The sequence below is a fragment of the Halovalidus salilacus genome, assembly GCF_031852275.1.
Taxonomy (GTDB): domain Archaea; phylum Halobacteriota; class Halobacteria; order Halobacteriales; family Natrialbaceae; genus Halovalidus; species Halovalidus salilacus.
In genome coordinates this window covers 573106-597373 of sequence record NZ_CP134700.1, presented here as the reverse complement: position 1 = coordinate 597373, position 24268 = coordinate 573106, and the positions used below count along the sequence as shown (strand labels likewise).

At 70.0% G+C, this 24268-nt stretch carries 24 protein-coding genes; 15 read left to right on the top strand and 9 right to left on the bottom strand.

Features of this window, described 5'->3' with window-relative positions; genetic code table 11:
• The first annotated feature begins 7 nt into the window (after window positions 1–7).
• Both RJT68_RS02960 and RJT68_RS02955 read left to right on the top strand, forming a co-directional pair.
• Window positions 8–664 carry a helix-turn-helix domain-containing protein gene (locus RJT68_RS02960; protein WP_407038895.1) on the top strand — a complete coding sequence of 219 codons (657 nt, stop codon included), beginning with the start codon at window positions 8–10 and terminating at the stop codon, window positions 662–664.
• Window positions 665–852: 188 nt separating this feature from the next.
• A complete protein-coding gene (locus RJT68_RS02955) occupies window positions 853–1140 on the top strand; it encodes a DUF5808 domain-containing protein (protein ID WP_407038894.1) in 288 nt (95 codons plus the stop codon).
• A gap of 62 nt (window positions 1141–1202) precedes the next feature.
• Here RJT68_RS02955 and RJT68_RS02950 read toward each other — a convergent pair whose 3' ends face one another.
• A complete protein-coding gene (locus RJT68_RS02950) occupies window positions 1203–1880 on the bottom strand; it encodes an SdpI family protein (protein ID WP_407038893.1) in 678 nt (225 codons plus the stop codon).
• A gap of 131 nt (window positions 1881–2011) precedes the next feature.
• Window positions 2012–2860: a 5'/3'-nucleotidase SurE gene (gene surE / locus RJT68_RS02945; RefSeq protein ID WP_407038892.1), complete on the bottom strand. Its 849-nt coding sequence runs from the start codon at window positions 2858–2860 to the stop codon at window positions 2012–2014.
• 588 nt (window positions 2861–3448) lie between these two features.
• Between surE and RJT68_RS02940 the strand changes: the two genes are divergently transcribed.
• Window positions 3449–4000: an XTP/dITP diphosphatase gene (locus RJT68_RS02940; RefSeq protein WP_407038891.1), complete on the top strand. Its 552-nt coding sequence runs from the start codon at window positions 3449–3451 to the stop codon at window positions 3998–4000.
• Window positions 4001–4028: 28 nt separating this feature from the next.
• On the opposite strand, the gene RJT68_RS02935 is transcribed toward RJT68_RS02940, so the two are convergent.
• A complete protein-coding gene (locus tag RJT68_RS02935; protein ID WP_407038890.1) occupies window positions 4029–4559 on the bottom strand; it encodes a DUF7384 family protein in 531 nt (176 codons plus the stop codon).
• Window positions 4552–4737, bottom strand: coding sequence for a hypothetical protein (locus tag RJT68_RS02930; RefSeq protein ID WP_407038889.1), 186 nt, complete (start codon window positions 4735–4737; stop codon window positions 4552–4554). Before RJT68_RS02930 ends, RJT68_RS02935 begins: the two co-directional genes overlap by 8 nt.
• 141 nt (window positions 4738–4878) lie before the next feature.
• Here RJT68_RS02930 and RJT68_RS02925 point away from each other — a divergent pair, with 141 nt between their 5' ends.
• From RJT68_RS02925 to RJT68_RS02910, 4 genes are all read left to right on the top strand, one after another.
• Window positions 4879–5181: an Hsp20/alpha crystallin family protein gene (locus RJT68_RS02925; protein WP_407038888.1), complete on the top strand. Its 303-nt coding sequence runs from the start codon at window positions 4879–4881 to the stop codon at window positions 5179–5181.
• Window positions 5182–5366: 185 nt separating this feature from the next.
• Complete coding sequence (locus RJT68_RS02920) at window positions 5367–6389, top strand: AIR synthase family protein (protein WP_407038887.1); 1023 nt, start codon at window positions 5367–5369, stop codon at window positions 6387–6389.
• A 198-nt stretch (window positions 6390–6587) separates the two neighbouring features.
• A complete protein-coding gene (gene thiD / locus RJT68_RS02915; RefSeq protein ID WP_407038886.1) occupies window positions 6588–7955 on the top strand; it encodes a bifunctional hydroxymethylpyrimidine kinase/phosphomethylpyrimidine kinase in 1368 nt (455 codons plus the stop codon).
• Between the two features lie 58 nt (window positions 7956–8013).
• Window positions 8014–8340 carry a tRNA-binding protein gene (locus RJT68_RS02910; protein ID WP_407038885.1) on the top strand — a complete coding sequence of 109 codons (327 nt, stop codon included), beginning with the start codon at window positions 8014–8016 and terminating at the stop codon, window positions 8338–8340.
• 66 nt (window positions 8341–8406) lie between these two features.
• Here the strand turns inward: RJT68_RS02910 and RJT68_RS02905 are convergent, their stop codons facing one another.
• From RJT68_RS02905 to RJT68_RS02895, 3 genes are all read right to left on the bottom strand, one after another.
• Complete coding sequence (locus tag RJT68_RS02905; protein ID WP_407038884.1) at window positions 8407–8859, bottom strand: SPW repeat domain-containing protein; 453 nt, start codon at window positions 8857–8859, stop codon at window positions 8407–8409.
• A 219-nt stretch (window positions 8860–9078) separates the two neighbouring features.
• Window positions 9079–9876 carry an SDR family NAD(P)-dependent oxidoreductase gene (locus RJT68_RS02900; RefSeq protein ID WP_407038883.1) on the bottom strand — a complete coding sequence of 266 codons (798 nt, stop codon included), beginning with the start codon at window positions 9874–9876 and terminating at the stop codon, window positions 9079–9081.
• 85 nt (window positions 9877–9961) lie between these two features.
• Window positions 9962–10414, bottom strand: a complete 453-nt coding sequence (locus tag RJT68_RS02895) for a response regulator (protein WP_407038882.1) — start codon at window positions 10412–10414, stop codon at window positions 9962–9964.
• A gap of 126 nt (window positions 10415–10540) precedes the next feature.
• On the opposite strand from RJT68_RS02895, the gene mutS reads away from it, so the two are divergent.
• Entirely contained in the window at window positions 10541–13243 is a 2703-nt protein-coding gene (mutS, locus tag RJT68_RS02890) for a DNA mismatch repair protein MutS (protein WP_407038881.1), read from the top strand.
• 201 nt (window positions 13244–13444) lie between these two features.
• Entirely contained in the window at window positions 13445–14767 is a 1323-nt protein-coding gene (locus tag RJT68_RS02885) for an MFS transporter (RefSeq protein WP_407038880.1), read from the top strand.
• A 3-nt stretch (window positions 14768–14770) separates the two neighbouring features.
• Here RJT68_RS02885 and RJT68_RS02880 read toward each other — a convergent pair whose 3' ends face one another.
• Entirely contained in the window at window positions 14771–15562 is a 792-nt protein-coding gene (locus tag RJT68_RS02880) for an SDR family oxidoreductase (RefSeq protein ID WP_407038879.1), read from the bottom strand.
• A gap of 212 nt (window positions 15563–15774) precedes the next feature.
• Between RJT68_RS02880 and RJT68_RS02875 the strand changes: the two genes are divergently transcribed.
• The gene (locus RJT68_RS02875; protein WP_407038878.1) at window positions 15775–16692 is read left to right on the top strand and encodes a dihydrodipicolinate synthase family protein; all 918 of its coding nucleotides are present in this window, start codon (window positions 15775–15777) and stop codon (window positions 16690–16692) included.
• Window positions 16693–16891: 199 nt separating this feature from the next.
• Window positions 16892–19201 carry a DNA mismatch repair endonuclease MutL gene (gene mutL / locus RJT68_RS02870; RefSeq protein WP_407038877.1) on the top strand — a complete coding sequence of 770 codons (2310 nt, stop codon included), beginning with the start codon at window positions 16892–16894 and terminating at the stop codon, window positions 19199–19201.
• Here the strand turns inward: mutL and RJT68_RS02865 are convergent.
• Entirely contained in the window at window positions 19198–20541 is a 1344-nt protein-coding gene (locus RJT68_RS02865) for an MFS transporter (protein ID WP_407038876.1), read from the bottom strand. The genes mutL and RJT68_RS02865 overlap by 4 nt on opposite strands.
• Before the next feature lie 201 nt (window positions 20542–20742).
• Here RJT68_RS02865 and RJT68_RS02860 point away from each other — a divergent pair, with 201 nt between their 5' ends.
• From RJT68_RS02860 to kdgK1, 4 genes are all read left to right on the top strand, one after another.
• A complete protein-coding gene (locus tag RJT68_RS02860; RefSeq protein ID WP_407038875.1) occupies window positions 20743–21972 on the top strand; it encodes an RNA 3'-terminal phosphate cyclase in 1230 nt (409 codons plus the stop codon).
• 362 nt (window positions 21973–22334) lie between these two features.
• Window positions 22335–22559 (top strand): MarR family transcriptional regulator, encoded by a 225-nt coding sequence (locus RJT68_RS02855; RefSeq protein ID WP_407038874.1) that lies wholly within the window; start codon window positions 22335–22337, stop codon window positions 22557–22559.
• Window positions 22560–22563: 4 nt separating this feature from the next.
• Window positions 22564–23094, top strand: a complete 531-nt coding sequence (locus RJT68_RS02850; protein WP_407038873.1) for an HTH domain-containing protein — start codon at window positions 22564–22566, stop codon at window positions 23092–23094.
• 148 nt (window positions 23095–23242) lie between these two features.
• The gene (gene kdgK1, locus RJT68_RS02845; protein WP_407038872.1) at window positions 23243–24196 is read left to right on the top strand and encodes a bifunctional 2-dehydro-3-deoxygluconokinase/2-dehydro-3-deoxygalactonokinase; all 954 of its coding nucleotides are present in this window, start codon (window positions 23243–23245) and stop codon (window positions 24194–24196) included.
• The last annotated feature ends 72 nt before the right edge of the window (window positions 24197–24268 follow it).

The window sequence follows — 24268 nt, the reverse complement described above, 5'->3', positions numbered from 1 at the left end:
GCGACCGATGAAGCGCGTCCGCATCACCCTCGCCCCCGCCGGCGACTACGCCCCGCCGATCTACAGGCTGCTCGCCGGCGGCGCGTCGTACCTCGAGCGAGTGCACATTCTGAACTGGAACGTCGCTACCCCGCCGACGGCGTTCCTGCTGCGGATCCGTGGGGACTACCGGCGGTTCGAGGGCGAACTCGAGGGGCGCGAGAACGTCCGCGCCTCCGAGTTCCTCCCGATCACCGACCGGGAGTGTCACTGCTTTTTCGAGGGGACCGTCTCCGCGGCCGCCAGGTCGCTGTTCGAGAACTTCACGCGGGGCAGTCTGATGACCGTCCCGCCGATCGAGTGCAACGCCGACGGCACGAACACCTTCACCATCGTCGGGACCGACGCGGACATCCAGGCCGCCGTCGGCGGCGTCCCAGAAGGCGTCGGGGTGACGATCGAGGCGGTCGGGGGAGAGGCGGTCGCCACCGAGGGCGCGATCGGACGACTCACCGAGCGCCAGCGGGAGGCGATCGAGACGGCGCTCGCGCTCGGCTACTACGACGTGCCGCGGGCGGCGACGACCGAGGACGTCGCCCGCGAACTCGAGTGCGCTACGGCGACCGCGGCGGAACACATCCAGCGGGGCCAGGCGAAACTGGTCGACGCGCTGTTCGACGGCTGATCGCGTCCCCGGTGCCGGCCGGCGTTCGGACCGCCGGTGAACGGCTAGTCGCCCGTCGGCCGGCGGAATCGACGGAGGGCCCCTCCCGGGCCGAGGACTCGAGGCGGCCGATCGACAACGAAGCGAGCACTCTCTGCGAGCGACTCGAGCACACAATACTCTTAGTACGGGGGACCGTACGGTCACGCATGGCAGAAAAGCCGACATCCGGAGAGATTCTCGGAGTGCCGTACAACTTCGAACGACCGAGTCTGGGCCGAATGCTCTCGGCGTACTGGCAGCCGGGCGAGGGCATGCTCGTCGAGAAACCCTTCGGCGTCGGCTACACGTTGAACCTCGCCAACTGGCGCTCGTGGATCGTCGTCGCAGTCGCCGGCGGCCTGCTCTGGCAGCAGGAGCGGAGCAAGGCCGACCAGGCGGAGCGGTCCGACGACGAACCGGTCGAGGTCATCGTCGACGACGACGGCGACGACTGACTGCGATCCGCTTCTCACGACTCGAGCTGGGGCGAGCCGCCGCGCCGGTCTCCGAACCGCCGCTAGCCGACCGAATCCGAGTCGCCGGCCGGTTCACCGCCGCGCTCGAGGCGCTCGTAGAGGTAGTAGGAGTAGGCGAGCGTGACGACGGCGGTCGCCAGAACGGGGACGAGGACGAAATAGACGGCGTAGTCGGGTACGAAGAGTCCGAGCGCCGCGAGCAGGGCGGTGAGTTTGAACAGTCGAGCGCCGAGTCGGTGGGTTCGGTTCCAGACCGCCTCGTCGCTGAGCGTCCACGGGGTCCGAATGCCGACGAACCAGTTCGGTTCCGCCCGCTCGAGCAGGATTCCGAGAGAGTAGAACAGGACGGCGAGCGAGCCGACGACGAGGAGGGTGACGTCGACCTCGTAGCCGAGGTTGAACGCGACGATGCCGCCGTGGAGGAGCGCGAAGAACGCGGCGACGATCACGACGAACCAGTCGTAGGACGGGCGAAACGCCGCGACGTTCTCCCCGAGGGGATCGATTCGCGGGAGAACGGCGAAGAGCGCCAGCGACAGGGCCGAGAGACCGGGCAACAGGACGAGCGCCGGCCCCTTCGCCATGGTCCCGTCTGGCTCGCCAGCGGCGTTCCAGTGCGTGACGATCCGATCGGGCAGTTCCGGTGCAGCGAGGGCGCTCACGACGGCGGAGAGGACGACGAACCCGCCCGCGATCGCAAATCGGTGGCCCGTTTTCACGGGACGAGATACGTCCTCCTCGAGTATGAAATCGGGGGTCAGATGGGTCGAGAACCGGTCGTTCGGCGGTATCGGGTGGCGGCTCCGTCGGCATTGGTAGACGGCTCCGTCGGCATCAATCGGCGGCGCCGTTAGTATCGGTCGACGGCTCCGTCGTACTCATCGACGAAGCGCTCGAGCGCCTCGTGGCTCGTCGGTCGGTAGGGCGCCTCGAGCGGCGAGAGGCTGATCCGGCCCTCCTTGATCGCCCGGCGGTCGGTGCCCGGTTCGTCGGGGATCGAGTCGCCCGCCATCTGCTCCCAGAGGCGGTTGTGGAGGCTGAACGCGCCGTTCTCGAAGTTGGCGTCCATCTCGTAGACCTCGGAGGGGCGCGTGAGCTCGAGCCCCTCGGCCGCAACGTCCGGACGGGGTGCGTTGACGTTCAGATAATCGACGCTCGAGAAGACGTCGCGATCGATCGCGTACTCGAGGAGGTCGGCGGCGAGCGTCGCGGGTTCCTCGAACGAGTCGACGGTGAGCTCCCCCCGGTAGCCCAGTTTGTCCATCGAGACGGCCACGGCGGGGGTGCCGAGGAAGGCGGCTTCCATCGCGGCGCTCGCGGTGCCGGATCGGGAGAGGACGTACGCGCCGAGGTTCGCGCCCGGATTGCAGCCCGAGACGACGACGTCCGGCGCGGGGTCGAAGGCGTGGAGGCCGACGATGACGCAGTCGCATGGGGTGCCGTCGATGGCGTAGCCCAGTTCGTGCTCCTCGTGGGGCACGGGCACGGCGAACGCCTCGTCCGCGAACCCGAGCGAGATGTCACCCCGGTCGTTGGCCGTCCGCCCGTAGGTGAGCGAGCGCCCCACCGCGCTCTGGTTCTCCGCGGGGGCCAGCACGCGCACCTCCCCGATCTCGGAGAGGCTGTCGTACAGCGCGCGGATCCCGGGGGCGTCGATGCCGTCGTCGTTGGTGAGGAGGATGCGGGGCCGGTCGCTCATCTGCTATCTATCCACCCTCTCGAGTGCCGGCGGATAAAGCGTATCCGTTCCGGAAGTGGCGCTCGGACGCGGTTCATCGTTGCGGCTGGATTCGAGCAACACAGGTTCACGCCCGGAACTGGTCGAATACGGTCTCGAGTTCGCTTACCGAACGAGTATCACCACGAAAGCCCCTGGCGGCATCCAGTCGAGAGGCTCGCTGCGCGCGTTCCCTAACGGTCACGTGCTTACTTCGCCCATCTTCCCGGATGCCGCCAGCCCCTTTCATTCCCACCCGCGGTGGCCGTACGGACAGCCGACACGGGTGGAAATGAAAGGGGCTGGTGCGCTCGGCCGTTCCGGCGAAGCAAGCACCACAGCGAGCAGAGCGAGCGAGGAGCGTGGTTCGAAAGACGCTACGCGTCTTTCGTCATCACGAGAGAGCGAAGCTCTCTCGAACGACAGCGAGCCAGAACAGCCGAGCGCGCCAGGGGCTTTCGTGGTGTTATCGTCTGGTGGGATGCCGAATGGAGGTATCTTCTACGCCGCTCAAGGCAACACCGACGGGAATTTACCGCCGCCGGACGCCCCCTCGAACGAGAACGAGCCATGGCCATCCAGTTCGTGACGAGCAACGAGGGCAAAGTCAGGGAGGCGCGGGCCTCGCTAGAGGGGATCGAACCGGTCGAGCAGGTGACCTACGATTACACCGAAATCCAGAGCGACTCGCTCGAGGAGATCGCCGCCGTGGGCGCGCGCGAGGCGTTCGAGGGGCTGGGCGGGGACGAACCGGTCCTCGTGGACGACGCGGGGCTGTTCGTGGACGCGCTCGGGGGCTTCCCGGGGCCGTACTCGGCCTACGTCGAGGACACGGTCGGCGTCGAGCGCCTCTGGCGGCTTGCCAGCGGGGAGGAGAACCGCCGGGCGCACTTCCGGACGGTGCTCGCCTACGCCGACGAGGAGGGGACCGAGACGTTCGAGGGATCGGTCGCCGGGACGCTCGTCGCGCCGCGGGGCGAGGGCGGGTTCGGCTACGACCCGATCTTCGAGTACAACGGGACGACGATGGCCGAGATGAGCACCGAGGAGAAAAACGCCATCTCACACCGCGGCCGGGCGCTCGCGAAGTTCGCGGAGTGGTACGCCGAGCAGAACGATTGAGATCGAGCGGTTACGATACGGGTTGCGTTCACGCTCGAGGGTCCCGATCGGGTCCGGGGTACGCCCCGCCCTCGCCTCCGTTCTCCGCGTCCGCCGCGAGCGCCTCGTAGAGGCTCTCGGGATCGAACAGCCGGGCGAAGGCGTCCGGCGGGCGGACGCTCACCGAGACGCGGGCCTGCAGCGACAGTCCCGCCTGGGCAGACCCGAGCGCCTCGTCGTACGTGAGCAGGTGCGCCGCGTTCCCCCGATAGGCCGACGCCAGCGCGGGGTGGTCCCCCTCGGGGTGTTCGACGCGGACGCGCTCGTCCTCGAGTCGCTCGCAGTGGTCGGCCGCGAGGTCGGGATCGGCGAGCCTCGCGACGAGGGTTTCGGTTCGCTCGAGCAGCGGATCGCTCGCGACGAGGTCGACCCACGAGTGGCGCCGGACGTGGTCGAGCGCCTCGCGGGCGTCGCCACCGACGAGCAGGTCCGCGACGAGGACGTCGGCGTCGGCGACCACGTGAGCCGGGTTCGGGCGGTCGCGTTCACCCCGTCGCTGAGAGCGGTCGGGCTCAGACACCGTCGACACCCCCGGTCTCGGTACCCCCGGACTCGTCACCCCCGGACTCGTCACCTCCGGACTCGTCGTCCCCTCGAGCGTCGTCGCCCGCGACGGTCTCGAGTTCCCGACGGATCGTCTCGAGCGACACGTCGTACGCCTCGGCCCGGTCGAACAGTTCGCCCCAGCGTGCGGTCATCGTCCCGCGTTGGGCGGGCGCGGTGAAAAAGCCCACTCGTCGCGGGCACCTCGCCCGGTTCGAGCACGCCGTTCCCGGCATAACTCGTTCACCCGTACAGGCCGAACGCTTTCCGGAATCGGTGCGACCCGCTCCTACGGAATGCCCTCCTCCAGCCGCTCCGAACCGCAGTCGATCCCCACGCAACTCTCGTACGACTCCGCCGTCGAAACGCTCTCGATCGTCCTCGACGTCTCCCCCGTCGGGGCCGACGACGTGACGGTCTCGGTCGGCCCGAACGTCGTGCGCATCTCCTTCGACCACGACGACGACGTCTTCGAACGGGTCGTCTCACCGCCCACCGACACCCACGTCTTCGACGGCGAGCGCGAGGCGATCTACAACAACGGCGTGCTCACCGTCACGGTCGAGACCGCTCCGAAGCCGACCCAGCAGTCGGCCTGATCGCGCCTCGGGCTCCGTCTTCGGTTTCGATCTGCGTCGCGAGCAGGACGCCCGTTCCGTGGGTCGGCGTCGGCGACCCGGTGCGTGCCACCTCGTTCTCGAGCGGGAAACTGAGGGGCGAGAACAGGCTCGCCCGGAACGAATCAGTACGCTGAAGGTCTCCGCGGGACCGATGACTGCTACCCGTGAGTCACCTCGGAAAGATCGATCCGACCACGTTCGACCGGCACGTCGCGTCGAACCTCGGCGCGGACCGCGACGACGTCCGTCTCGGCCCCCGCGCCGGCGTCGACTTCGGCGTCTTCGAGGTCGGCGACCGCACCGTCGTGACGGCGACCGATCCGCTCTCGATCCTCCCGCCGCTGGGCCTCGAGCGCGCCGCCAGGTTCGCCCTCGACCTCGTGCTCGCCGACGTCGCCGTCAGCGGGATTCCCCCGTCGCACCTCTCGCTCTGTTTCACCCTCCCCCCGGAGGTGACCGACGAGGCGTTCGCGACGATCCAGTCGACGATGCACGAGGAGTGTCTCGACCTCGGCGTCGCCATCGTGACGGGCCACACCGCCCGCTACTCCGATTCCGCCTATCCCTGGGTCGGCGCGGCGACCGCCATTGGCGTCGGCGATCCCGACGACCTCGTCCGCCCCGACGGCGCCCGCGTCGGCGACCGACTCCTGCTGACCGAGGGCCCCGCCGTCGAGTCCGTCGGCCTCCTAAGCACTCTCTTCCCCGATCGACTCGCCGACGATCTCGGCGTTTCGGAGGGCGACCTCGAGCGCGCCCAGGATCGCCTCGAGGACGTCTTCTGCGTGCGCGACGCGCTCGCGGCGGCGGCCGCCGGGCCGGTGACCGCGATGCACGACGTGACCGAGGGCGGGCTCGCCGGCGCGCTCAACGAGATGGCCGCCGGCGCGGGCGTCCGGTTCGAGGTCGACCGCGACGCCGTCCCGATGCGCCCCGGCGTCCGCGAAATCTGTGCCGCCCTCGAGATCGACCCCTGGGCGGCGACCAGTTGTGGTTCGCTCGTGATCGCCGTCGACCCCGACGGCGTCGACGACGTCCTGGAGGCCCTCGAGGACCGCGGGACCGCCGCCGCGGAAATCGGCCGCGTCGAGTCCGGGTCGGGCGTGTACGCGGAGGGGGAGCGACTCGAGCACCCCCGCGTCGACCCCTCGTGGGAGGCGTACGCGAGGCTCTCGGACGCGAGCTAGGAATCCCCCCGGCGGGGGCGATCGAGGCTCCGCGGGCGGAGACAATCGAGGTTCAGTCGACGGGTTCCGCCGGAACGCTGCGGATACGCCGGCGCGCGCTCGTCGTGCCTTCGAACCCGACGGTCGTCCCTCCCGGACCGTCTCCCCATCGGGTACGAGACCATCACCGATTTGTACAACAGCGGTATACGTGAGCGTATGAGAACCCCAGCACCCGACGAGCGGCCGGTCGCGCTCACGATCGCCGGCAGCGACTCCGGCGGCGGGGCCGGTATCCAGGCCGACCTGGCGACGATGGGCGCCCACGGCGTCTTCGGGACGTCGGTGATCTCGGCCGTGACGGCCCAGAACACCCGCGGCGTCTCCGGCTCGCACGTCCTCCCGAGAGACGACGTTGAGGCCCAGCTCGAGGCGGTGACCGACGACTTCGAGGTCGGCGCGGCGAAGACGGGGATGCTCGCAACCGCGGAGCTCGTCCGACTGGTGGCCGATCGAGCGCCCGCGTTCGACTTCCCGCTCGTGGTCGACCCCGTCATGGTCGCCACCTCCGGCGATCGACTGCTCGAGCCGGAGGCCGAGCGAGCCTACGAGGACCTGATCGCGGAGGCGACTGTCGTGACGCCCAACGCCGACGAGGCCGAGGTGCTGACGGGGATCGCCGTCGAGGACGACGAGAGCGCCGAGGAGGCCGGCGAGGCCCTGCTCGATTTCGGCGCCGAGGCGGCGCTGGTCAAGGGCGGGCACGTCCCCGGCGAGCGGGTGTCGGACGCGCTCGTGACCGCCGACGGGGTGACGACGTTCGAGCACCCGCGGGTCGACACCGACGCGACCCACGGTTCTGGCTGTGCGCTCGCGGCCGCCATCGCCGCTCGCCTCGCCCGCGGGGACGACCTCGGGTCCGCCGTCGAGGGCGCGACGGGTTTCCTCGAGCGCGCGGTTCGGTACCACTACGACGTCGGGGAGGGGCCCGGGGCGGTCAATCACGACGTCGACGCGCGGAACCGCGAGGCTCGAGCGGCGACGGCCGAAGCGGTCCAGTCGGTCGTCGACCGGTTCGTCGCCGAGGATATCTCGGCGCTGGTCCCCGAGGTCGGCACGAACGTCGCCGGCGCGACGCCGTTCGCCGAGCGCGTCGACGACGTCGCGGCCGTCGACGGGCGGATCACCCGGACGCTCTCGGGCGTCCACCCGAACCGCGGCGTCCGATTCGGCGCGTCGAGCCACATGGCCCGCTTCCTGCTCGCGGCGCGCGAGTACGACCCCGACCTGCGCTTCGCGGTCAACTGCCGGTTCGACGGCGACGTCGAGTCGGCCCTCTCCGACCTCGAGTGGCCGGTGGCCGAGTACGACCGCGAGGCCGAACCTGACGACGTCGCGAGCGAAGAAGGTCGGACGATGGGGTGGGGCGCCCGGCAGGCGTTCGAGGGCGCCGATCCGACACCCGTCGCGGTGATCGACCGGGGCGCCGTGGGCAAGGAACCGCTGACGAAGATCGTCGCCGCGAACGCGGAGACGCTCGCCGAGCGCGTCCTGACGCTCGAGGAGGTCCTCGAGTCGCGGCGGTGAGGGAACGCGCGGTTCCGGGACGACTGGATTTTTGTATTCGTCCTCCGTCACCGCCTCCATGGTCGACAGTCCGTTCGACGTCGAGATTCGCGTCGGAGAGGTCCTCGAAGCCGAAGCGTTTCCGGAGACGGACAAGCCGAAGATGGTCAAACTGTGGATCGACCTCGGCGAGGAAGGCGAGGTCCAGTCGGCGGCGCAACTGGGGTACGCCCACGACCCCGAGGAGTTACCCGGGAAACAGGTACTATGTGCGACGAACCTCGGGTCGGTCCGGATCGCCGGGTTCAAATCGGAGGCGCTGACCGTCGGCGTCCCGGACGAGGACGGCCACCCCGTGCTGGTGGAGCCGTCCCGGGAGGTGCCCCTCGGGGGCGTGCTGTTCTAACTCGAGAAAACGAAGTCGCGGTTCCGGGCTATCGCGATCGGTTCCGACCGAGCGCGGCGGTCCGACTCAGCGCGTTCCGGCCCGTGCCGGGGCGGCCTCGGGCGCGTCCGCCTTGCTGTTCGCGTAGGCGGCGTACCCCGAGAGCGCGGCGACGGCCAGGCCCGAGAGGGCGGTGCCCGTCGCGAGTTCGTCGCTTCCCATCTCGATTACGGCCGGCGAGATGAGCAACCACAGCCCGAGCAGGACGGCGAGCGAGGCCACGCCGACGCTCGCGAGCTTATCCTTCGACATCCGGTAGAAGTTGTACCCCGCGAGCAGGAAGATTCCCGTCCCCACGAGCGTGTCGTTCCAGGTCGCCTGATCCGTCGCCTCGAAGAGGAACGGCGAGGCGACGACGTAGAGCCCGATCAGGGCGGCGAGCCCGCTCACCCACTGCATCGCGTCCGTGTTGAGCGTGTTCAGATCGCGATCGGTTCCGGTCGCGCGGTTCGTCTCCGTGTCAGTTGGCGTGTCGCTCATGATTATCCTCACCGGGCCGTAGCCGTCTCGCCGAGATAGCGACAGTGCCTGCGTTCGTCGGGATGCTCGAGTAGCATCGCGTGTACTTCCATCAACACGCGGTTACTACCGTCGGTAGCGGTCCACGACGCGTCACATTCGGATCGACGCGCCGCCGCCCGTCGAACGTCACCGCGACGGCGCGGGTCCTCGAGCGGAGAACCCCCGTCCGGCGAGGGTTCACTCGAGTCCCAGGTCGTGCGACTGGGAGTTGCCCGGCCGTGGGACGCCCTTGACGGTCACCGTCTCGCCGGTCAGGAACGCCGCGGCGGGGCTGGCGAGGAACTGGACGACGTCGGCGATGTCCTCGCCGTGGCCGATCCGGCGGTTCACCTCCTCGCGCGGAGGCATGTCCTCGGCCTCGATGCCGAGCGTCTCGGCGACGCCGGGAGTCTGGATCAGCCCCGGCGCGACGCAGTTCACCCGAATGCCGTACTCGGCCCACTCGACCGCCAGCGTCTCGGTCAGGCGGATGATCGCCGCCTTCGCGGCGCCGTAGTGGCTCTCGCCGGGCGCGGCGTGCTGGCCGTTCACGCTCGAGAGGTTGACGATACAGCCGCCGTCGCCCTCGCGCATGACCTCGCCGGTGAGCTGGGTGCAGTGGACCGTGCCGTTCAGGTTCAAATCGATGATGGCGTTCCAGCCGTTCTCGGAGATCTCCTCGAACGGCGCGACGAACTCGCCGCCGGCGTTGTTCACGAGGACGTCGATACCGCCGAACTCTTCGACCGTCGCGTCGACGAACTCCCGGACGGCCTCGCGGTCGCGGACGTTGCACTCGAGGGCGAACGCCTTCCCCTCGGCGTCGCTCTCGTTGATCGCCTCGGCGACGGGGTCGACTCGCTCCTGGGCGCGCGAGCAGATGGCGACGTTCGCGCCGGAAGCGGCGAGCGTCTCCGCGATGGAGCGTCCGATCCCCTGACTCGCGCCGGTGACGATGGCGGTCTTCCCCGCCACGCCGTAGTCTGGTACGTGCATCGTGCTATCAGGTGACGCGAAATTTCATAACGATTCCGATGACCGGGCGGGTTCCCCTCGAGCGTCGTCGCCCGCGAACCGCCGATCACTCCGCCGGCGTTTCGCGGACGATCGTCACCCAGAACTCCTCGAGCGACTGGACGAAGGAGACGAACTGGTCGACGTCGACCGGTTTCCGGATGTAGCAGTCGGCCTCCGGTCCCCGCGACTTCACGATCTCCTCGCCGACGTCGGAACTCGTGAGTACGACCACGGGGATCTCCCGCAGCGCCGGCTCGTCCTCGAGGTCCTCGAGCAGGTCCATCCCGCTCGATCCGGGGAGCTTCGGCTCGAGCAGGATCAGGTCCGGTCGCGACGCGTCCTCGTACTCGCCGCGGCGGTGCAGGACGTCGAGGGCCGTCTGGGCGTCCGCCACGGCGCGGACCGAGTTCAGGAGTTTGCCCTCCTTGAGCCCCTCCGTGAAGAGGCGGGTGTCCCCCGGGCTCGGCTCGACCAGCAGGATGTCGATCGGGGTCGTCTCCACATCATCTGCGTTCATCGCGGATAGTTTCGCGGGAGCGGAGAAGACGGTAACGTACGCCCGTCTGATACGTCCGGGATCGTCGCCGACCAGTTTCACCGCGGAACCCGCAGGATTTTTGCGGTGGGGGGCCACTCACCGCGTATGACCGAGGCGACGGGTATCGTCGGGGAGTTTCTCTCGCTGAAAGCCGAGACGGACGCCGACGTGCTGGCGATGCAGTGTGGCGACTTCTACGAGTTCTTCGGCGACGACGCCGAACTCGTCGGCGAGGAGCTCGACCTGAAGGTGACCTCCAAGTCGTCGCAGGGCCAGGCCTACCCGATGGCCGGCGTCCCCCTGAACGAACTCACCCCGTACCTCAAGGCGCTCGTCGAGCGCGGCTACCGGGTCGCCGTCGCCGACCAGTACGAGACCGACGACGGCCACGCCCGCGAAATCGTCCGCGTCGTCACGCCCGGCACCCTCCTCGAGACGACCGACGCCGACGCCCAGTACCTCGCGGCGATCGTCGCCGCCTCGACGTCGGGTCGCCGCCGGCTTTCGGGGTCGACGAGCGACGCCGGCTACGGCCTCGCGTTCGCCGACGTGACCACCGGTCGGTTCCTCGTGACCGACGCCGAGGACGCCGACGAGGCCCTCTCCGAACTCTACCGGTTCGACCCCGTCGAGGTGCTCCCCGGCCCCGACGTGCGCAACGACGACGAACTCGTGAGCCGCGTCCGCGAGCGCGTCGACGCCACCGTGTCGCTGTTCGACGCCGAGGCGTTCGCCCCCAAGCGGGCCGAACACGTCGTCCGCGAGCAGTACGGCCGAGAAATCGTCGACCGCCTCGAGGTCTCGGCCCAGGCCGTCTCGGCCGCGGGTGCGATCCTCGCCTACGTCGCGGAGACGGGCGCGGGCGTCCTCGCCTCGATGACCCGGATTCAGACCCACCACGGGGACGACCACGTCACCCTCGACGCGACCACTCAGCGCAACCTCGAGCTCACGGAGACGATGCACGGCGACCGGAAGGGGTCGCTGTTCGAGACGATCGACCACACGAAGACGAGCGCCGGCGCGCGCCTCCTGAAGGAGTGGCTCCAGCGACCCCGCCGCTCCCTCTCGGCGCTCGAAGAGCGCCAGCGCAGCGTCGAAGCCCTCGCGTCGGCCGCTCTCGCCCGGGACGAGATCCAGGACCTGCTGGGGGACGCCTACGACCTCGAGCGACTCGCCTCGAAGGCGACCTCGGGGAGCGCGGACGCCCGGGACTTGCTGGCGGTGCGGGACACCCTCGGACTCCTCCCGTCCCTCGCGGAAGCGATCGACGCGGATCAGGAACTGGCCGACTCGCCGCTATCGGAGATCGTCGACCGACCTGACCGGACCGCGGCGGCCGACCTCCGGGAGACGCTCGCGGAGGCGCTGGCCGAGGAGCCGCCCTCGACGGTGCGACGGGGCGGCCTCCTGCAGCGCGGCTTTCACGAGGAACTCGACGAGGTAATCGAGCGCCACGAGGAGGTGAAGCGGTGGCTCGAGACGCTCGCCGACCGGGAGAAGCGCCAGCACGGACTCTCCCACGTCAGCGTCGACCGGAACAAGACCGACGGCTACTACGTCCAGGTGGGACGGTCGGCCGCCGACGGCGTCCCCGACCACTACGAGGAGATCAAGACGCTGAAGAACTCCAAGCGCTTCACGACGCCCGAACTCGAGGAGAAAGAACGGGAGATCCTCAGGCTCGAGGAACAGCGCGGCGAACTCGAGTACGAACTCTTCTCCGAACTGCGCGAGGAGGTGGCGGGACGCGCGGAACTGTTGCAAGACGTCGGCCGGACGCTCGCGACGGTCGACGCGCTCGCCAGCCTCGCGACTCACGCGGCGGAGAACCGGTGGGTGAAACCGGAGTTGCACCGGGGAGCTCGCCTCGAGATCGATCAGGGGCGCCACCCCGTCGTGGAGCAGACGACGGAGTTCGTCCCGAACGACGTCCGCCTCGACGACGACCGGACGTTCCTCGTCGTCACGGGCCCCAACATGTCCGGGAAGTCGACGTACATGCGCCAGGTCGCCTGCATCGTCCTGCTGGCCCAGGTCGGCAGCTTCGTCCCCGCCCGCGAGGCCGAGATCGGCCTCGTCGACGGCATCTTCACCCGCGTCGGCGCGCTCGACGAACTCGCCCAGGGGCGCTCGACGTTCATGGTCGAGATGAGCGAACTCTCCAACATCCTCCACGCCGCGACCGAGGAGTCGCTGGTGATTCTGGACGAGGTGGGCCGCGGCACCGCGACCTACGACGGCATCTCCATCGCCTGGGCCGCCACGGAGTATCTGCACAACGAGATCCGCGCGAAGACGCTCTTCGCCACACACTACCACGAACTGACGGGGCTGGCCGACCACCTCCCCCGCGTGGCGAACGTCCACGTCGCGGCCGACGAGCGCGACGGCGACGTCACCTTCCTCCGCACCGTGCGCGAGGGGGCGACCGACCGCAGCTACGGCATTCACGTCGCCGACCTCGCGGGCGTCCCCGACCCGGTCGTCGACCGCGCCCGGGACGTCCTCGACCGCCTGCGCGAGGAGAAGGCGATCGAGGCCAAGGGCGGGACCTCGAGCGAACCCGTCCAGACGGTGTTCGACCTCTCGAGCGGCCAGTTCCGCGGGCCGGCGAACGCCGACGGCGGGACGGCGAACGCGGCGGAGGCGAACCCCGAGGAGGCGCTCGACCCCGAGACGGAGGCGGTGCTCGATGATCTCGGGTCCGTGGACGTCAACACGACGCCGCCGATCGAACTGATCGCGAAGGTCCAGCAGTGGCAGCGCCGACTCGAGGGCGACGGCGAGGAGGAAGCCGAACGCTGATTCGACCGGCTCGACCGCGTTCTCGAGTGCTCGACCTGGTCCGCGATCCGCCCGCCGATCGGGAGGCTTCGGACGAGGGAATACCGATGTACCATCGCTCGTCCGCCACTCTCGAACCGCGACCGACGGATAGAAAGGCCCGGTGCTCGAGAGTGGTCGGTAGATGACGAAATCGCGGAGAATCGGGTCAGCGAGGCGACGATGGGGGCGACTGGAGGCCGGTTCGACCGGTCGGCCTCCGGGCCGGCGATGACGCGCTCGATTCGACCCGTCGGACGGAGCGATACGAAATTCGTCCTGGGGATGGTCTCCGGGGGCCACTTCGTCTCCCACGTTTACCTGCTGGCGTTTCCGCCGCTGTTCCCCCTGCTCGGCGCCGAGTTCGACCTCTCGACGTCGCAGCTCGGACTCCTGGTGACCGCGATCTACGTGCCCCAACTGGTCCTGCAACTCCCCCTCGGCGATCTCGTCGACCGCGTCGGAGCGAAGCGGGTGCTCGTCGCCGGGATCGCCGTCACGGCCCTCGGCATCGCGCTCGCCGGGCTGGCGACGTCCTACCCGCTCCTCCTGGCGTGCGCGTTCGTCTCGGGAATCGGCCAGTCGGTCTTTCACCCCGCGGACTACGCGCTGTTGGACACCGTCGCCGGCGACGACGCCGAGGGGCTCGCCTTCGGCGTCCACACCTTCGGCGGATTCGCCGGCTCCGCGGCCGCGCCCGTCGTGATCGGCGGTGCGGGACTCAGATTCGGCTGGGAGATCGCCCTCCTCGCCGTCGGCGCGTTCGGGTTCGTCTACGCCGCCGCGTTGCACCTGACGACGGCGCCGGTCCACGCCCGTCGCATCGCGTCCGACGCCGCCGAGGACGGCGAGAAGGGGGTCGACGACGGATCCGACGAAGACTCGAGCGGCGCCTCGCCGTTCGGCGCGCTCTCGCTCGTCCGCCGACCGGACATGTTGCTCGTGTTCGCGTTCTACTTCGCCAGCATGACGGCGATCGTGGGAGTGCAGTCGTTCGCGACCGTGTTCGCCATCGAGTCCTACGGCTTCGCCGAGTCGACGGCCAACACGGTCCTGACGGCGTACCTCGTCTGCACGGCCGTCGGCGTCCTCGTCGGCGGGGTCCTCGCCGACCGCGTGCGGTTCGAGCCGATCATCGTCGGCGCGTTCTGCCTCTCCGCCGCCTGCCTCTGGTTCGCGACTGCCGCAGTCTCCGGCGCCTCGCTCGCCGTCGCCCTCGCGGTGTTCTCGATCGTCGGCCTGGCGATGGGGACCGCGCTGCCGGCCCGCGACACGTTCGCCAACTCCTTCGTCGATCCGGGGACGGCCGGCAAGCGCTTCGGCTTCTTCTTCACCGGCCTCTCGCTGGGCGCGGTGGTCAGCCCGGCGGTCCTCGGCGCGGTGATCGACGCGCGGTCGACCGCCGTCGCGTTCGCCCTCGTCGGCGTCGTGCTGGTGCTCGCCGCGTCCATCGTCGTCGTCGCCCGGTTCGAGCTCCGGAGCCGAGCGACGACGGTCGCGGAGTAGGAACTAGAGGTTCGACGCCCCCGATCCGCCGTCGATCGGAATCGCCGCGCCGTTGACGTACCCCGACAGCGGCGAACTGAGGAACGCCACCGTGTTCCCGAGTTCCATCGGGTCGCCGATGCGCTCGAGGGGCACACCCGCGCCCCAGTCGTCGAGGCCCTCCTCGTAGGAGTCGTAGTCGCCGCGGTCGACGGCCTGGTCGACGAGTTCGCGGATCCGCGCGGTCTCGTGGGCGCCCGGGAGGACGGCGTTCGCGCGCACCTCCGGGGCGAACTCCTTCGAGAGGGTCTTCTCGAGGCCGATGACGCTCATGCGGACCGAGTTCGACAGGACGAGGCTGTCGATGGCCTCTTTGACGCTCCGGGAGGTGATGGTGACGATCGTGCCGCCGTCGCCCTCGCGGAGGTGGGGCGCCGCCTCGCGCGCGAGCCGAACGACGCTCATCACGAGGAGGTCGTAGGCGTGGTACCAGTCCTCGTCGTCGGTCTCGAGGAACGGGCCGGACGGCGGGCCGCCCGCGCTCGTCACGAGGTGGTCGATCCCGCCGAATTCGTCGACGGTCGTCTCGACGAGCGCTTCGATATCGTCGGCGTTCGTGAGGTCACCGGGTTGGGTGACGACCTCGCCCGTCGCGACGGCCTCGATCTCGGCTCTCGCGTCCTCGAGTCGGTCCTCGTCGCGACCGTTGATCACGACGTTCGCGCCCTCGCGGGCGAGCGCCTTCGCGGAGGCCTTCCCGAGGCCGCTCGACGATGCCGTTACCAGGGCCGCGTTGCCGTCTATCTGTAGGTCCATATGGTCTCGCGCGAACGTTCATCCTCGAGCGTATTACGACCTCCCGTTCGGATGGTCCGCGTCCGTCCGGGTGGAACGCCAGCATCCCGTCGGACGGATCGCCCGCATCCCCTCGGCGGCTCGAGCGCCCGCGATGTACTCGCACTCGAGCCGACGGCGGCCGACGAGCGAACGAGCGAACGAATTTTGGGTCCGCTCGGAAACTACCCCGTATGGACCTGCAGGAGGCACTCCGCGGAATCACCTGTCCGATCGTCACGCCGTTCGACCCCGACTCGAGCGCGAACCCGAACGAGCGCGAAATCGACGAAGCGGCGTACGGCGACCTCGTCGACTTCCTCCTCGAAGGCGGCATCGACGGGCTCTTCCCGTGCGGAACGACCGGCGAGTTCGCTAGCCTCGCGCCCGAGGAGCGGATTCGCCTGGTCGAACTGACCGTCGACCGCGTCGAGCGCGGCGACCGCGACGTGCCGGTGCTCGCCGGCGCGGCCGCCACGAGCGTCGCCGAGGCGGTCTCGTACGCCGAGGAGGCCGCCGACGCGGGCGCCGACGCCGCGGTCGTCACGCCGCCGTACTTCCACGCCGCGAACGACCCCGACGGGAATCGGGCGTTCTTCGAGTGGGTCGCCGATCGATCTCCGCTGCCGCTCCTGCTCTACAACATCCCGGTCTACACCGGCCGGCGGATCGAACCAGAGACCCTCGAGGCGGTCGCCGCCTGCGAGAACGTGATCGGGCTGAAGGACTCGAGCGGCGACCTCGAGTATTTCCTGTCGGCGATGCGGCGAACCCCCGACGACTTCCTGATGCTGCAGGGCTACGACGCGCTGCTCGTCCCCGCGCTCCGGATGGGCGCCGACGGCGGGGTAAACGCCCTGTCGAACGCGGTTCCGGAGGCGTACGGCGAACTGTACGAGACGGCCGGCGACGACCGGGGAGCCCAGTTGCAGGACGCCGTGTCCCGGCTGTTCGAGTCCTGCGCGACCTACGGGTTCGCACCGGCGACCAAGACGGCGCTCGCACACCGCGACGTCATCCCCTCGGACGCCGTCCGTCCGCCGCTGGTCGAGGTGCCCGACGACGGACGCGCGGCGATCGAGGAGGCGGTCGACGGACTGCTCGAGCGCTGACTCGTCCGGGCGAACGAGGGTGGTCCGCGAACGAGCCGCCGACGGCGGCTCGCCAGGCGTCGGTCGGCGGGTCGACTCCCGAAGGCGGAACGACGTAACTTCTTTCACGGTCCCCGCGACCTAGGGTGACAGTGAACGAGACTCGAGCGCGCGGAACGACCGGCCGGATCGAATCGGCTCCGTGGAGGGAGACCCCGCGATGACGGACGACGCGCAGACTGACGGGACGACGATTCACCGACTGGACGAGGACACCGTCGCCCGGATCGCCGCCGGCGAGGTGGTCGAACGGCCCGCGAGCGCCGTCAAGGAACTCGTCGAGAACAGCCTCGACGCCGACGCGACGCGGATCGACGTCACCGTCGAGAACGGCGGGATCGATCGCCTGTGCGTCGCCGACGACGGGCGCGGGATGACCGAGGCGGACCTCCGGGCGGCCGTCCGCCAGCACACGACGAGCAAGATCCGCGACCTCGAGGACCTCGAGTCGGGCGTGGCGACGCTGGGCTTCCGGGGGGAGGCGCTGCACACGATCGGATCGGTCTCGAGGATGACGATCCGATCCCGGCCCCGAAGCGACGCGGAGGGCGGCTCGAGCGGCGCGGACGGGGGTGCGGGTACGGAACTCGTCTACGAAGGCGGCGAGGCCGTCTCCGTCCAACCCGCGGGCTGCCCGGCGGGGACGACGGTGGACGTGACGGACCTCTTCTACAACACGCCCGCCCGCAGGAAGTTCTTGAAGACGACGGCGACGGAGTTCGCCCACGTCAACCGCGTCGTGACCCGCTACGCGCTCGCGAACCCCGACGTGGCCGTCTCGCTCACCCACGACGGCCGCGAGGTGTTCGCCACGACCGGGCAGGGCGACCTGCAGGCGGCGGTGCTGTCGGTCTACGGCCGCCAGGTCGCTCGAGCGATGATCCCGGTCGAGGTCGACGGCGACGACCTCCCGCCGGGCCCCCTCGAGTCGGTTTCGGGCCTCGTCTCCCACCCCGAGACCAACCGCTCGAGCCGGGAGTACCTCGCGACGTACGTCAACGGCCGAGCGGTCACCGCCGGCGCGATCCGCGAGGGGATCATGGGCGCCTACGGGACGCAACTGGGCGGCGACCGCTACCCGTTCGTGGTGCTCTTCCTCGACGTTCCGGGCGACGCCGTGGACGTGAACGTCCACCCCCGGAAGCGCGAGGTGCGGTTCGACGACGACGATTCGGTCCGTCGGCAGGTCGACGCCGCCGTCGAGGCGGCCCTGCTCGAGCACGGGCTGCTCCGCTCGCGCGCCCCCAGGGGGCGGTCGGCCCCTGACGAAGCGCGGGTTGATCCCGAACGAAGTTCCGAATCCCGCTCGAGCGGCTCCGAAGGCGACGGCTCCGCGTCGAGCCGAACCGGCGCAGACGACTCGAGCGTACCGAACGACGGGCCGACCGCCGACGCAGGATCCGCAGGCGCAGATCCGACCCCCGGTCGGTCGACGGCGACTCGAGACGGCGCCGCGTCCGAATCGGAATCTGAGGCCGCTACGGTGGCCGACGACGCTGCGGACGCGGGAGGCGTCGACTCGGGTCCCGACGGAGTCCGTGAGACCGCGTCCGGTTCGGCCTCACCGACTGAATCGACCGGATCGATCGGCCCGGAATCCGACGCGAACGCGAGCGCGGAGCGGAGCGACCCCCTCGCCCGTGGCGCGTCGAACGCCTCGAGCGCACCGGACGAATCGAGCGCACCGGACGAATCGAGCGGTCCTGACGACTCGAGTACGCCGACGGATCGGGGTCGGCGATCGTCGACCGACGAACGCGGAGAATCCGCCGAACGCGAGCGGGCGCGTAAGTTCGCGGGCCGGACCGAGCAGCGAACGCTCGAGGGGGAGGCGGCCGCGGGCGACCGCGAGACCGAGTTCGATTCGCTACCGCCGCTGCGGGTGCTCGGACAGCTCCACGACACCTACCTCGTCTGCGAGACGCCCGACGGCCTCGCGCTGGTCGACCAGCACGCCGCGGACGAGCGGGTGAACTACGAGCGCCTCCGGGAGGCGTTCGCCGACGACGCGACCGCGCAGGCGCTCGCCTCGCCCGTCGAACTCGAGTTGACCGCCGTCGAGGCCGAGACGTTCACCCACTACCGCGAGGCGCTCTCACGGCTGGGCTTTTACGCCGACCGGGTCGACGACCGCACCGTGGCCGTGACGACCGTGCCGGCCGTGCTCGCGGAGACGCTCGAGCCAGACGCGCTCCGGGACGTCCTCGCGTCGTTCGTCGAGGGCGACCGCGACTCGGGCGCGGAAACGGTCGACGCGCTCGCGGACGAGTTCCTCGGCGACCTCGCCTGCTACCCGTCGATCACCGGAAACACGTCGCTGACGGAGGGGTCGGTGGTCGACCTGCTCCGCGCGCTCGACGACTGCGAGAGCCCCTACGCCTGCCCGCACGGGCGGCCGGTGATCGTCCACCTGGACGAGGGGGAGATCGAAGACCGGTTCGAGCGGGATTACCCCGGCCACGGCGGCTAGTTCGGCGACCGTCCCGGTTCGGCGTCGACGTCGGATTCGGGTTCGCCCTCGGTGTCTCCCCCACCCTCGCCGTGAGCGTAGAGCCAGAGCGCACAGCACAGCGCGATGGCGCCCGCTGCCGTCGCGATGGCGAACGCCAGCCGGTAGCCCATCGGCTCGTAGACGCGGACGCCGCCGACGACCTCGCCGGTCCAGTACCGGTCGATGGCCCGACCCATGAGCGTCGGGAGGAAGGCGGCCCCGAAGAAGGCCGCGCCGTTGATCGTGCCCGTCGAGATGCCGCTCGCGTCGGTCGGGTGGCGCTCCTGGACGACGGCGTAGCTCAGGACGAACGCGCCGATGAGGACGCCCGCCACGAAGAAGACGACCCCGACGACCGGGAGCGGCGGGTCGCCGAAGACGGCGACGGTCCCGAGCGCGAGGACGTAACAGACGCCGCCGACGACCATCGGCAGAGTTCGCTGGCCGAGTCGGTCGGAGAGCCGGCCCAGCGCCGGCGGGCCGATCATCACGCCGATGCTCCCCAGCAGCGTGTAGGTGGAGGCGTGGGTGACCGAGACGTCGTACGTCTGGGCCACGTAGGGGACGCCCCAGAGGCCGAAGAGGGTGAGGTTGGTCCCGGTCGTGCAAAACAGCATGAGCCCGACGACCCACGTCAACCGGTCGCGCAGGATCGTCCCCAGGTACCCCCGGAGGTCGGCGACCGTCACCGGCGAATCCTCGGGAACGCCCTCGAGCGGTTCGAAACCGGCCCGTTCCGGCGAGTCCCGGACGAAGGCGTAGACCGCGACGGTGGCGACGAGTCCGAACGCGCCCAGGGCGCCGATCGTCCGCTGCCAGCCGAGGCCCTCGGCCGCGACGGCCAGCGGCGTCGTCGCGAGCACGCCGCCCAGCCCCGAGACGGCGAACGTGAGCCCGCTCGTGAAGCCGAACTCGTCGGCCCGGAACCAGCTCGCGCAAAAGCGCAGGATGCAGACGAAGATCACGCTCGCGCCGAGGCCGACCAGCCCCCGCCCGACCAGCGCCCCCGCGTACGAACTCGAGTACGCGAAGAGGACGGCGCCGACGTTCATCGTCAGCCCGCCTGCGGTCGCCGTCCGTCGGGGGCCGAAGCGGTCGGCGAGGACCCCCGTGGGGATCTGCATCACCGCGTACACCCAGAAGAAGACCGCGTGGAGGGTCCCGAGTTGCGTCGCCGTCGTCCCGAACGACGCCATCAGATCCTCCGAGAGGACGGCCGTCGATAGTCGGTTGAGGTTCACGAGGACGTACAGCACGCCGAGGGCCCCCCAGAGCACCCACCGCCGGACCAGCACGTCGGATCGAACGCGCGCGAACACACCCCCCGAATCGCCGACGAACCACCGAAAAGGTTCACGAACCGGTAAGGGGGGCGTCTCGCTTTCGTGCGTCCTCGAGCGTGCCGGACGGCCCGTTCGTGGCTCGAGTTCGAACGGGCCGAAGGACCGGATCGCGGTCCGCGCCCGAGGGGCCGAACGGGACCGAACAGCCCTTTCGTGGTCCGCGCGATACCGTCGAACATGCACACGCTCGACGGCTCGAGCGCCGGCGGACAGTACCTCCGGACGGCCCTCGCCCTCTCGGTCCTCGAGGGGGAGCCGATCCGGGTCGAGAACGTCCGGGGCGACCGCTCGACGCCGGGGCTGCGCCCCCAGCACCTTGCCGCCCTCGAGACGATGGCCGCGGTCGCGGACGCCGATGTGTCCGGCGCGGCGGTCGGCGCCGAGACGATCGAGTTCGATCCGACCGCCGACGCGACGGCTTCCGATCCCGGGGCGATCCCCGGCGGCTCCTACGCCGTCGACATCGGGACCGCCGGGAGCGTCACGCTGCTGTTCGAGGCCCTGCTCCCGCTCGCGACCGCCCTCGAGTCGCCGTTGTCGGTGACGGCCACCGGAGGGACCGACGTGGCCTGGTCGCCGCCGATGGACTACTTCCGGCGAGTCAAACTCCCGCTCGTCCGTCGGTTCGGACTCGTGGCGACCTGCGAGGTCCACCGGCGCGGCTTCCACCCCGAAGGCGGCGGCCGGGCCACGCTCCGCCTCGCGCCGTCGACCCTCGAGCCGGTCGCCCTCGACGCTCGAGGCCCGATCGACGGCCTGCGGATCTACTCCGTCCAGTCGTCCGGCCTCGCCGGCAACGACGTCGCGAGACGGCAGGTCGAAGGGGCGCTCGAGCGACTCTCGGACGGCGGACTCGACCGATCGGCGCTCTCCTCGTCGGAGCCGACGCTCCGAATCGAACGAGGGGACCGGCGGACCGACCTCGAACTCCGCGAACGGCGCGAGACGACGGTCGCGAGCCCCTGTCCCGGCACGGCCGTGGTGATCCGACTCGAGGGGACGACCGCCAGCGAGGGCGGTGAGAGCGTCGCCGACGACGCCTCGAACGTCGACGCCGACGACGCCTCGAGCGACGGCGAGGGCGGTTCGAGCGCCGGAGGCGATTCCCATCCGTCCGTCATCGCCGGATGTTCCGCCCTCGGTGAGCCCGGAAAGCGAGCGGAGCGAGTTGGCGAGGAGGCTGCCGACGCCGCGCTCCGGTTCCTCGAGGGCGACGCGTCCGTCGACCGACACGCGGCCGATCAGTTCCTCGTCCTGCTCGCGCTGGCCGGCGGCCGGGTTCGCATCCCCGCGGTCACCGAGCACGTCGAGGCGGGCCTCGCGCTGCTCGAGTCGATGGACGCGGGCCTCGAGTGCTCGCTCGAAGGTGGAGCGAACGGGACGACGCTCGTTGCCGACGGCCGGTGATCGTCGGGGACGCCGGAATCGATGGAGGGGCGTCGACCGAACGGTTTCGGTCGATCAGGGCGCGTCAATCCGCGTTCGAGCGGAAACACGCTCTTGTGATCGGTAATAGAGGATTTCACGGGAGCGTCGATCCAAAATCGGGGACGGGCGACAGGTGCGGAATTCGGCGGTCGGGACACCTAACCGACGATTGGTCCGACAGACATCCCTCGTCCACGTAAGCGAGTCCTACTCGACCCTCCCGAACGCCGCTGAAGCGTCGGTTAGCGCGCGGCCGCCGGACGCGTCTGCGAGTTAAACGCACGGACGTCACCGGTGTATCATTGCCATAACAATGCGCGTGTGGGGTCGAGTTCCCGAACATGACAGCCCAAACGACCCACCCCCGGCGATTACCCGGCGACTTGCAATCACCGCGGTCGAAACTCGTCTACCTCTACCTCGACGCCGCCGACGGCGCGACGCTCGGGGAACTCGAACGCGACCTCGATATGCCGAAGATCTCGCTACTGAGCGTCCTCAACAAGCTCTCCTCGCTCGATCACGTCGACGGCGCCGGGCCCGAGTACACCTACCGGTGCGCGTGATCGAATGACCGTCCCATCGCCGCCGATGACGGACCAGCCGCACCTTCAGGCCGAACTCGTCGTCCGCGACCCGCTGCCGACCGCGGCGGTCGACCGGGTCGAGGAGGTCGCCGACCGGCTCGAGCGACTGCGCGCGGGCGACGATCTGGCGGCGGTCGACGTCGAGCAGTGGCCGCTCGAGTGCGGGCACGTCTTCGACGCGCGCTCCCGCCGCGACCTCGTCGACGACCTCCGGTCGTGGGCCGACGGGTACGGCTACTCGCTCGAGCCCGCGTTCCGTACGCACACCGTCACCCAGTCGATGGTCGGCGAACCCCGAACGGAGGAGCGCCTCCGGGTCCCGCTCGTGACGCTGCTCGTCTCCGACGACGACGGCCTCGCCTGGGTCGCCCCCTGCACCGAGGGCGACGAGGTCCACACCGTCGAGGAGTGCGTCCGGACGCTCGAGGAGAACGGCGAACTTCCCGTCGACCGCGACCGCTCGAGCGCCGGCGATCGTCCGACCTCCACGTGGGCGGGCGCGGCGGACCGGTGATCGCCGACCGCGTCGACGAGGCGTAAGTGACCCGCACGCGGGAGAACGGCACACTTTATTGCAACTCAGTTCCATTTCGTCGGTATGGCTAACCCAGTCCGCGAACGCGACGCGGGGTCGCTCGCACGGCGATCCGGGGGTGACCCGCGTGAGTGATCTCGTCGCGTTCGGCGAGACGATGCTCCGCCTCTCGCCGCCGGGGAACGACCGCCTCGAGTCGGCCGACCGCTTCGAGGTGCAAGCCGGGGGCGCGGAGAGCAACGTGGCCGTCGCCGCCCAGCGCACGGGGATCGACGCCACCTGGATCTCGAAGGTGCCGGAGACGCCGCTCGGCCGGCGCGTCGTCAACGAACTCCGCAGCTACGGCATCGAGACCGACGTCGTCTGGAGCCACCGCGGCCGCCAGGGGACCTACTACCTCGAACACGGCGGCGATCCCCGCGGGACGAACGCCATCTACGACCGTGAAAACACGGCCGTCGCGACCGCCGAGGCCCGCGAGTTCGACGTCGAACCGATCAGGGAGGCCCGCGTCTTCTTCACGAGCGGGATCACGCCCGCGCTCTCCCCGACGCTCCGGGAGACAACCGCGAACCTGCTCAAAGCCGCGCGGCAGGGCGACACGACCACCGCGTTCGACGTCAACTACCGGCGCAAGCTCTGGTCGCCCGATGAGGCGCAGAACACGCTGACGAAACTCTTCCCGGGCATCGACGTCCTCGTCATCGCCGCTCGAGACGCTCGAGACGTGCTCGGCTTCGAGGGCGACCCGCGACAGCTCGCCCACCAGCTCGGTTCGCAGTTCGACTTCACGACCGTCGTCGTCACCCGCGGCGAGCGGGGGGCGATCGCCTGGCACGACGGCGTCGTCCACGACCAGGAGGCCTACGAGACCGACACCGCCGATCCCATCGGCACCGGCGACGCCTTCACCGGCGCGTTCATCGCCCGTCGACTCGAGGGGGCAGACGTGCCGACGGCGCTCGAGTACGCGGCCGCGGCGGCCGCGCTCAAGCGGACGATTCCGGGCGACGTCGCGCTCGTCACCCGCGAGGAGATCGACGCCGTCGTGAAGGAAGGCGGCCAGGAGATTTCGCGGTAAGCGACCCGCCAATCGACTTCTCGCTCCGATCATCGGAACGACGGCGGGCCGACGCCGCTCGGCGAGTCGGGG

What these genes read in the sequence shown, in the direction of transcription:
- RJT68_RS02860 (WP_407038875.1), top strand. Translation starts at nt 20,743, where the DNA reads ATGCACACGCTCGACGGCTCGAGCGCCGGCGGACAGTACCTCCGGACG.
- surE (WP_407038892.1), bottom strand. Translation starts at nt 2,860, where the DNA reads ATGAGCGACCGGCCCCGCATCCTCCTCACCAACGACGACGGCATCGAC.
- mutS (WP_407038881.1), top strand. Translation starts at nt 10,541, where the DNA reads ATGACCGAGGCGACGGGTATCGTCGGGGAGTTTCTCTCGCTGAAAGCC.
- RJT68_RS02880 (WP_407038879.1), bottom strand. Translation starts at nt 15,562, where the DNA reads ATGGACCTACAGATAGACGGCAACGCGGCCCTGGTAACGGCATCGTCG.
- RJT68_RS02955 (WP_407038894.1), top strand. Translation starts at nt 853, where the DNA reads ATGGCAGAAAAGCCGACATCCGGAGAGATTCTCGGAGTGCCGTACAAC.
- RJT68_RS02895 (WP_407038882.1), bottom strand. Translation starts at nt 10,414, where the DNA reads ATGAACGCAGATGATGTGGAGACGACCCCGATCGACATCCTGCTGGTC.
- RJT68_RS02940 (WP_407038891.1), top strand. Translation starts at nt 3,449, where the DNA reads ATGGCCATCCAGTTCGTGACGAGCAACGAGGGCAAAGTCAGGGAGGCG.
- RJT68_RS02850 (WP_407038873.1), top strand. Translation starts at nt 22,564, where the DNA reads ATGACCGTCCCATCGCCGCCGATGACGGACCAGCCGCACCTTCAGGCC.
- mutL (WP_407038877.1), top strand. Translation starts at nt 16,892, where the DNA reads ATGACGGACGACGCGCAGACTGACGGGACGACGATTCACCGACTGGAC.
- RJT68_RS02885 (WP_407038880.1), top strand. Translation starts at nt 13,445, where the DNA reads ATGGGGGCGACTGGAGGCCGGTTCGACCGGTCGGCCTCCGGGCCGGCG.
- RJT68_RS02905 (WP_407038884.1), bottom strand. Translation starts at nt 8,859, where the DNA reads ATGAGCGACACGCCAACTGACACGGAGACGAACCGCGCGACCGGAACC.
- RJT68_RS02930 (WP_407038889.1), bottom strand. Translation starts at nt 4,737, where the DNA reads ATGACCGCACGCTGGGGCGAACTGTTCGACCGGGCCGAGGCGTACGAC.
- RJT68_RS02925 (WP_407038888.1), top strand. Translation starts at nt 4,879, where the DNA reads ATGCCCTCCTCCAGCCGCTCCGAACCGCAGTCGATCCCCACGCAACTC.
- thiD (WP_407038886.1), top strand. Translation starts at nt 6,588, where the DNA reads ATGAGAACCCCAGCACCCGACGAGCGGCCGGTCGCGCTCACGATCGCC.
- RJT68_RS02855 (WP_407038874.1), top strand. Translation starts at nt 22,335, where the DNA reads ATGACAGCCCAAACGACCCACCCCCGGCGATTACCCGGCGACTTGCAA.
- RJT68_RS02900 (WP_407038883.1), bottom strand. Translation starts at nt 9,876, where the DNA reads ATGCACGTACCAGACTACGGCGTGGCGGGGAAGACCGCCATCGTCACC.
- RJT68_RS02960 (WP_407038895.1), top strand. Translation starts at nt 8, where the DNA reads ATGAAGCGCGTCCGCATCACCCTCGCCCCCGCCGGCGACTACGCCCCG.
- RJT68_RS02875 (WP_407038878.1), top strand. Translation starts at nt 15,775, where the DNA reads ATGGACCTGCAGGAGGCACTCCGCGGAATCACCTGTCCGATCGTCACG.
- RJT68_RS02910 (WP_407038885.1), top strand. Translation starts at nt 8,014, where the DNA reads ATGGTCGACAGTCCGTTCGACGTCGAGATTCGCGTCGGAGAGGTCCTC.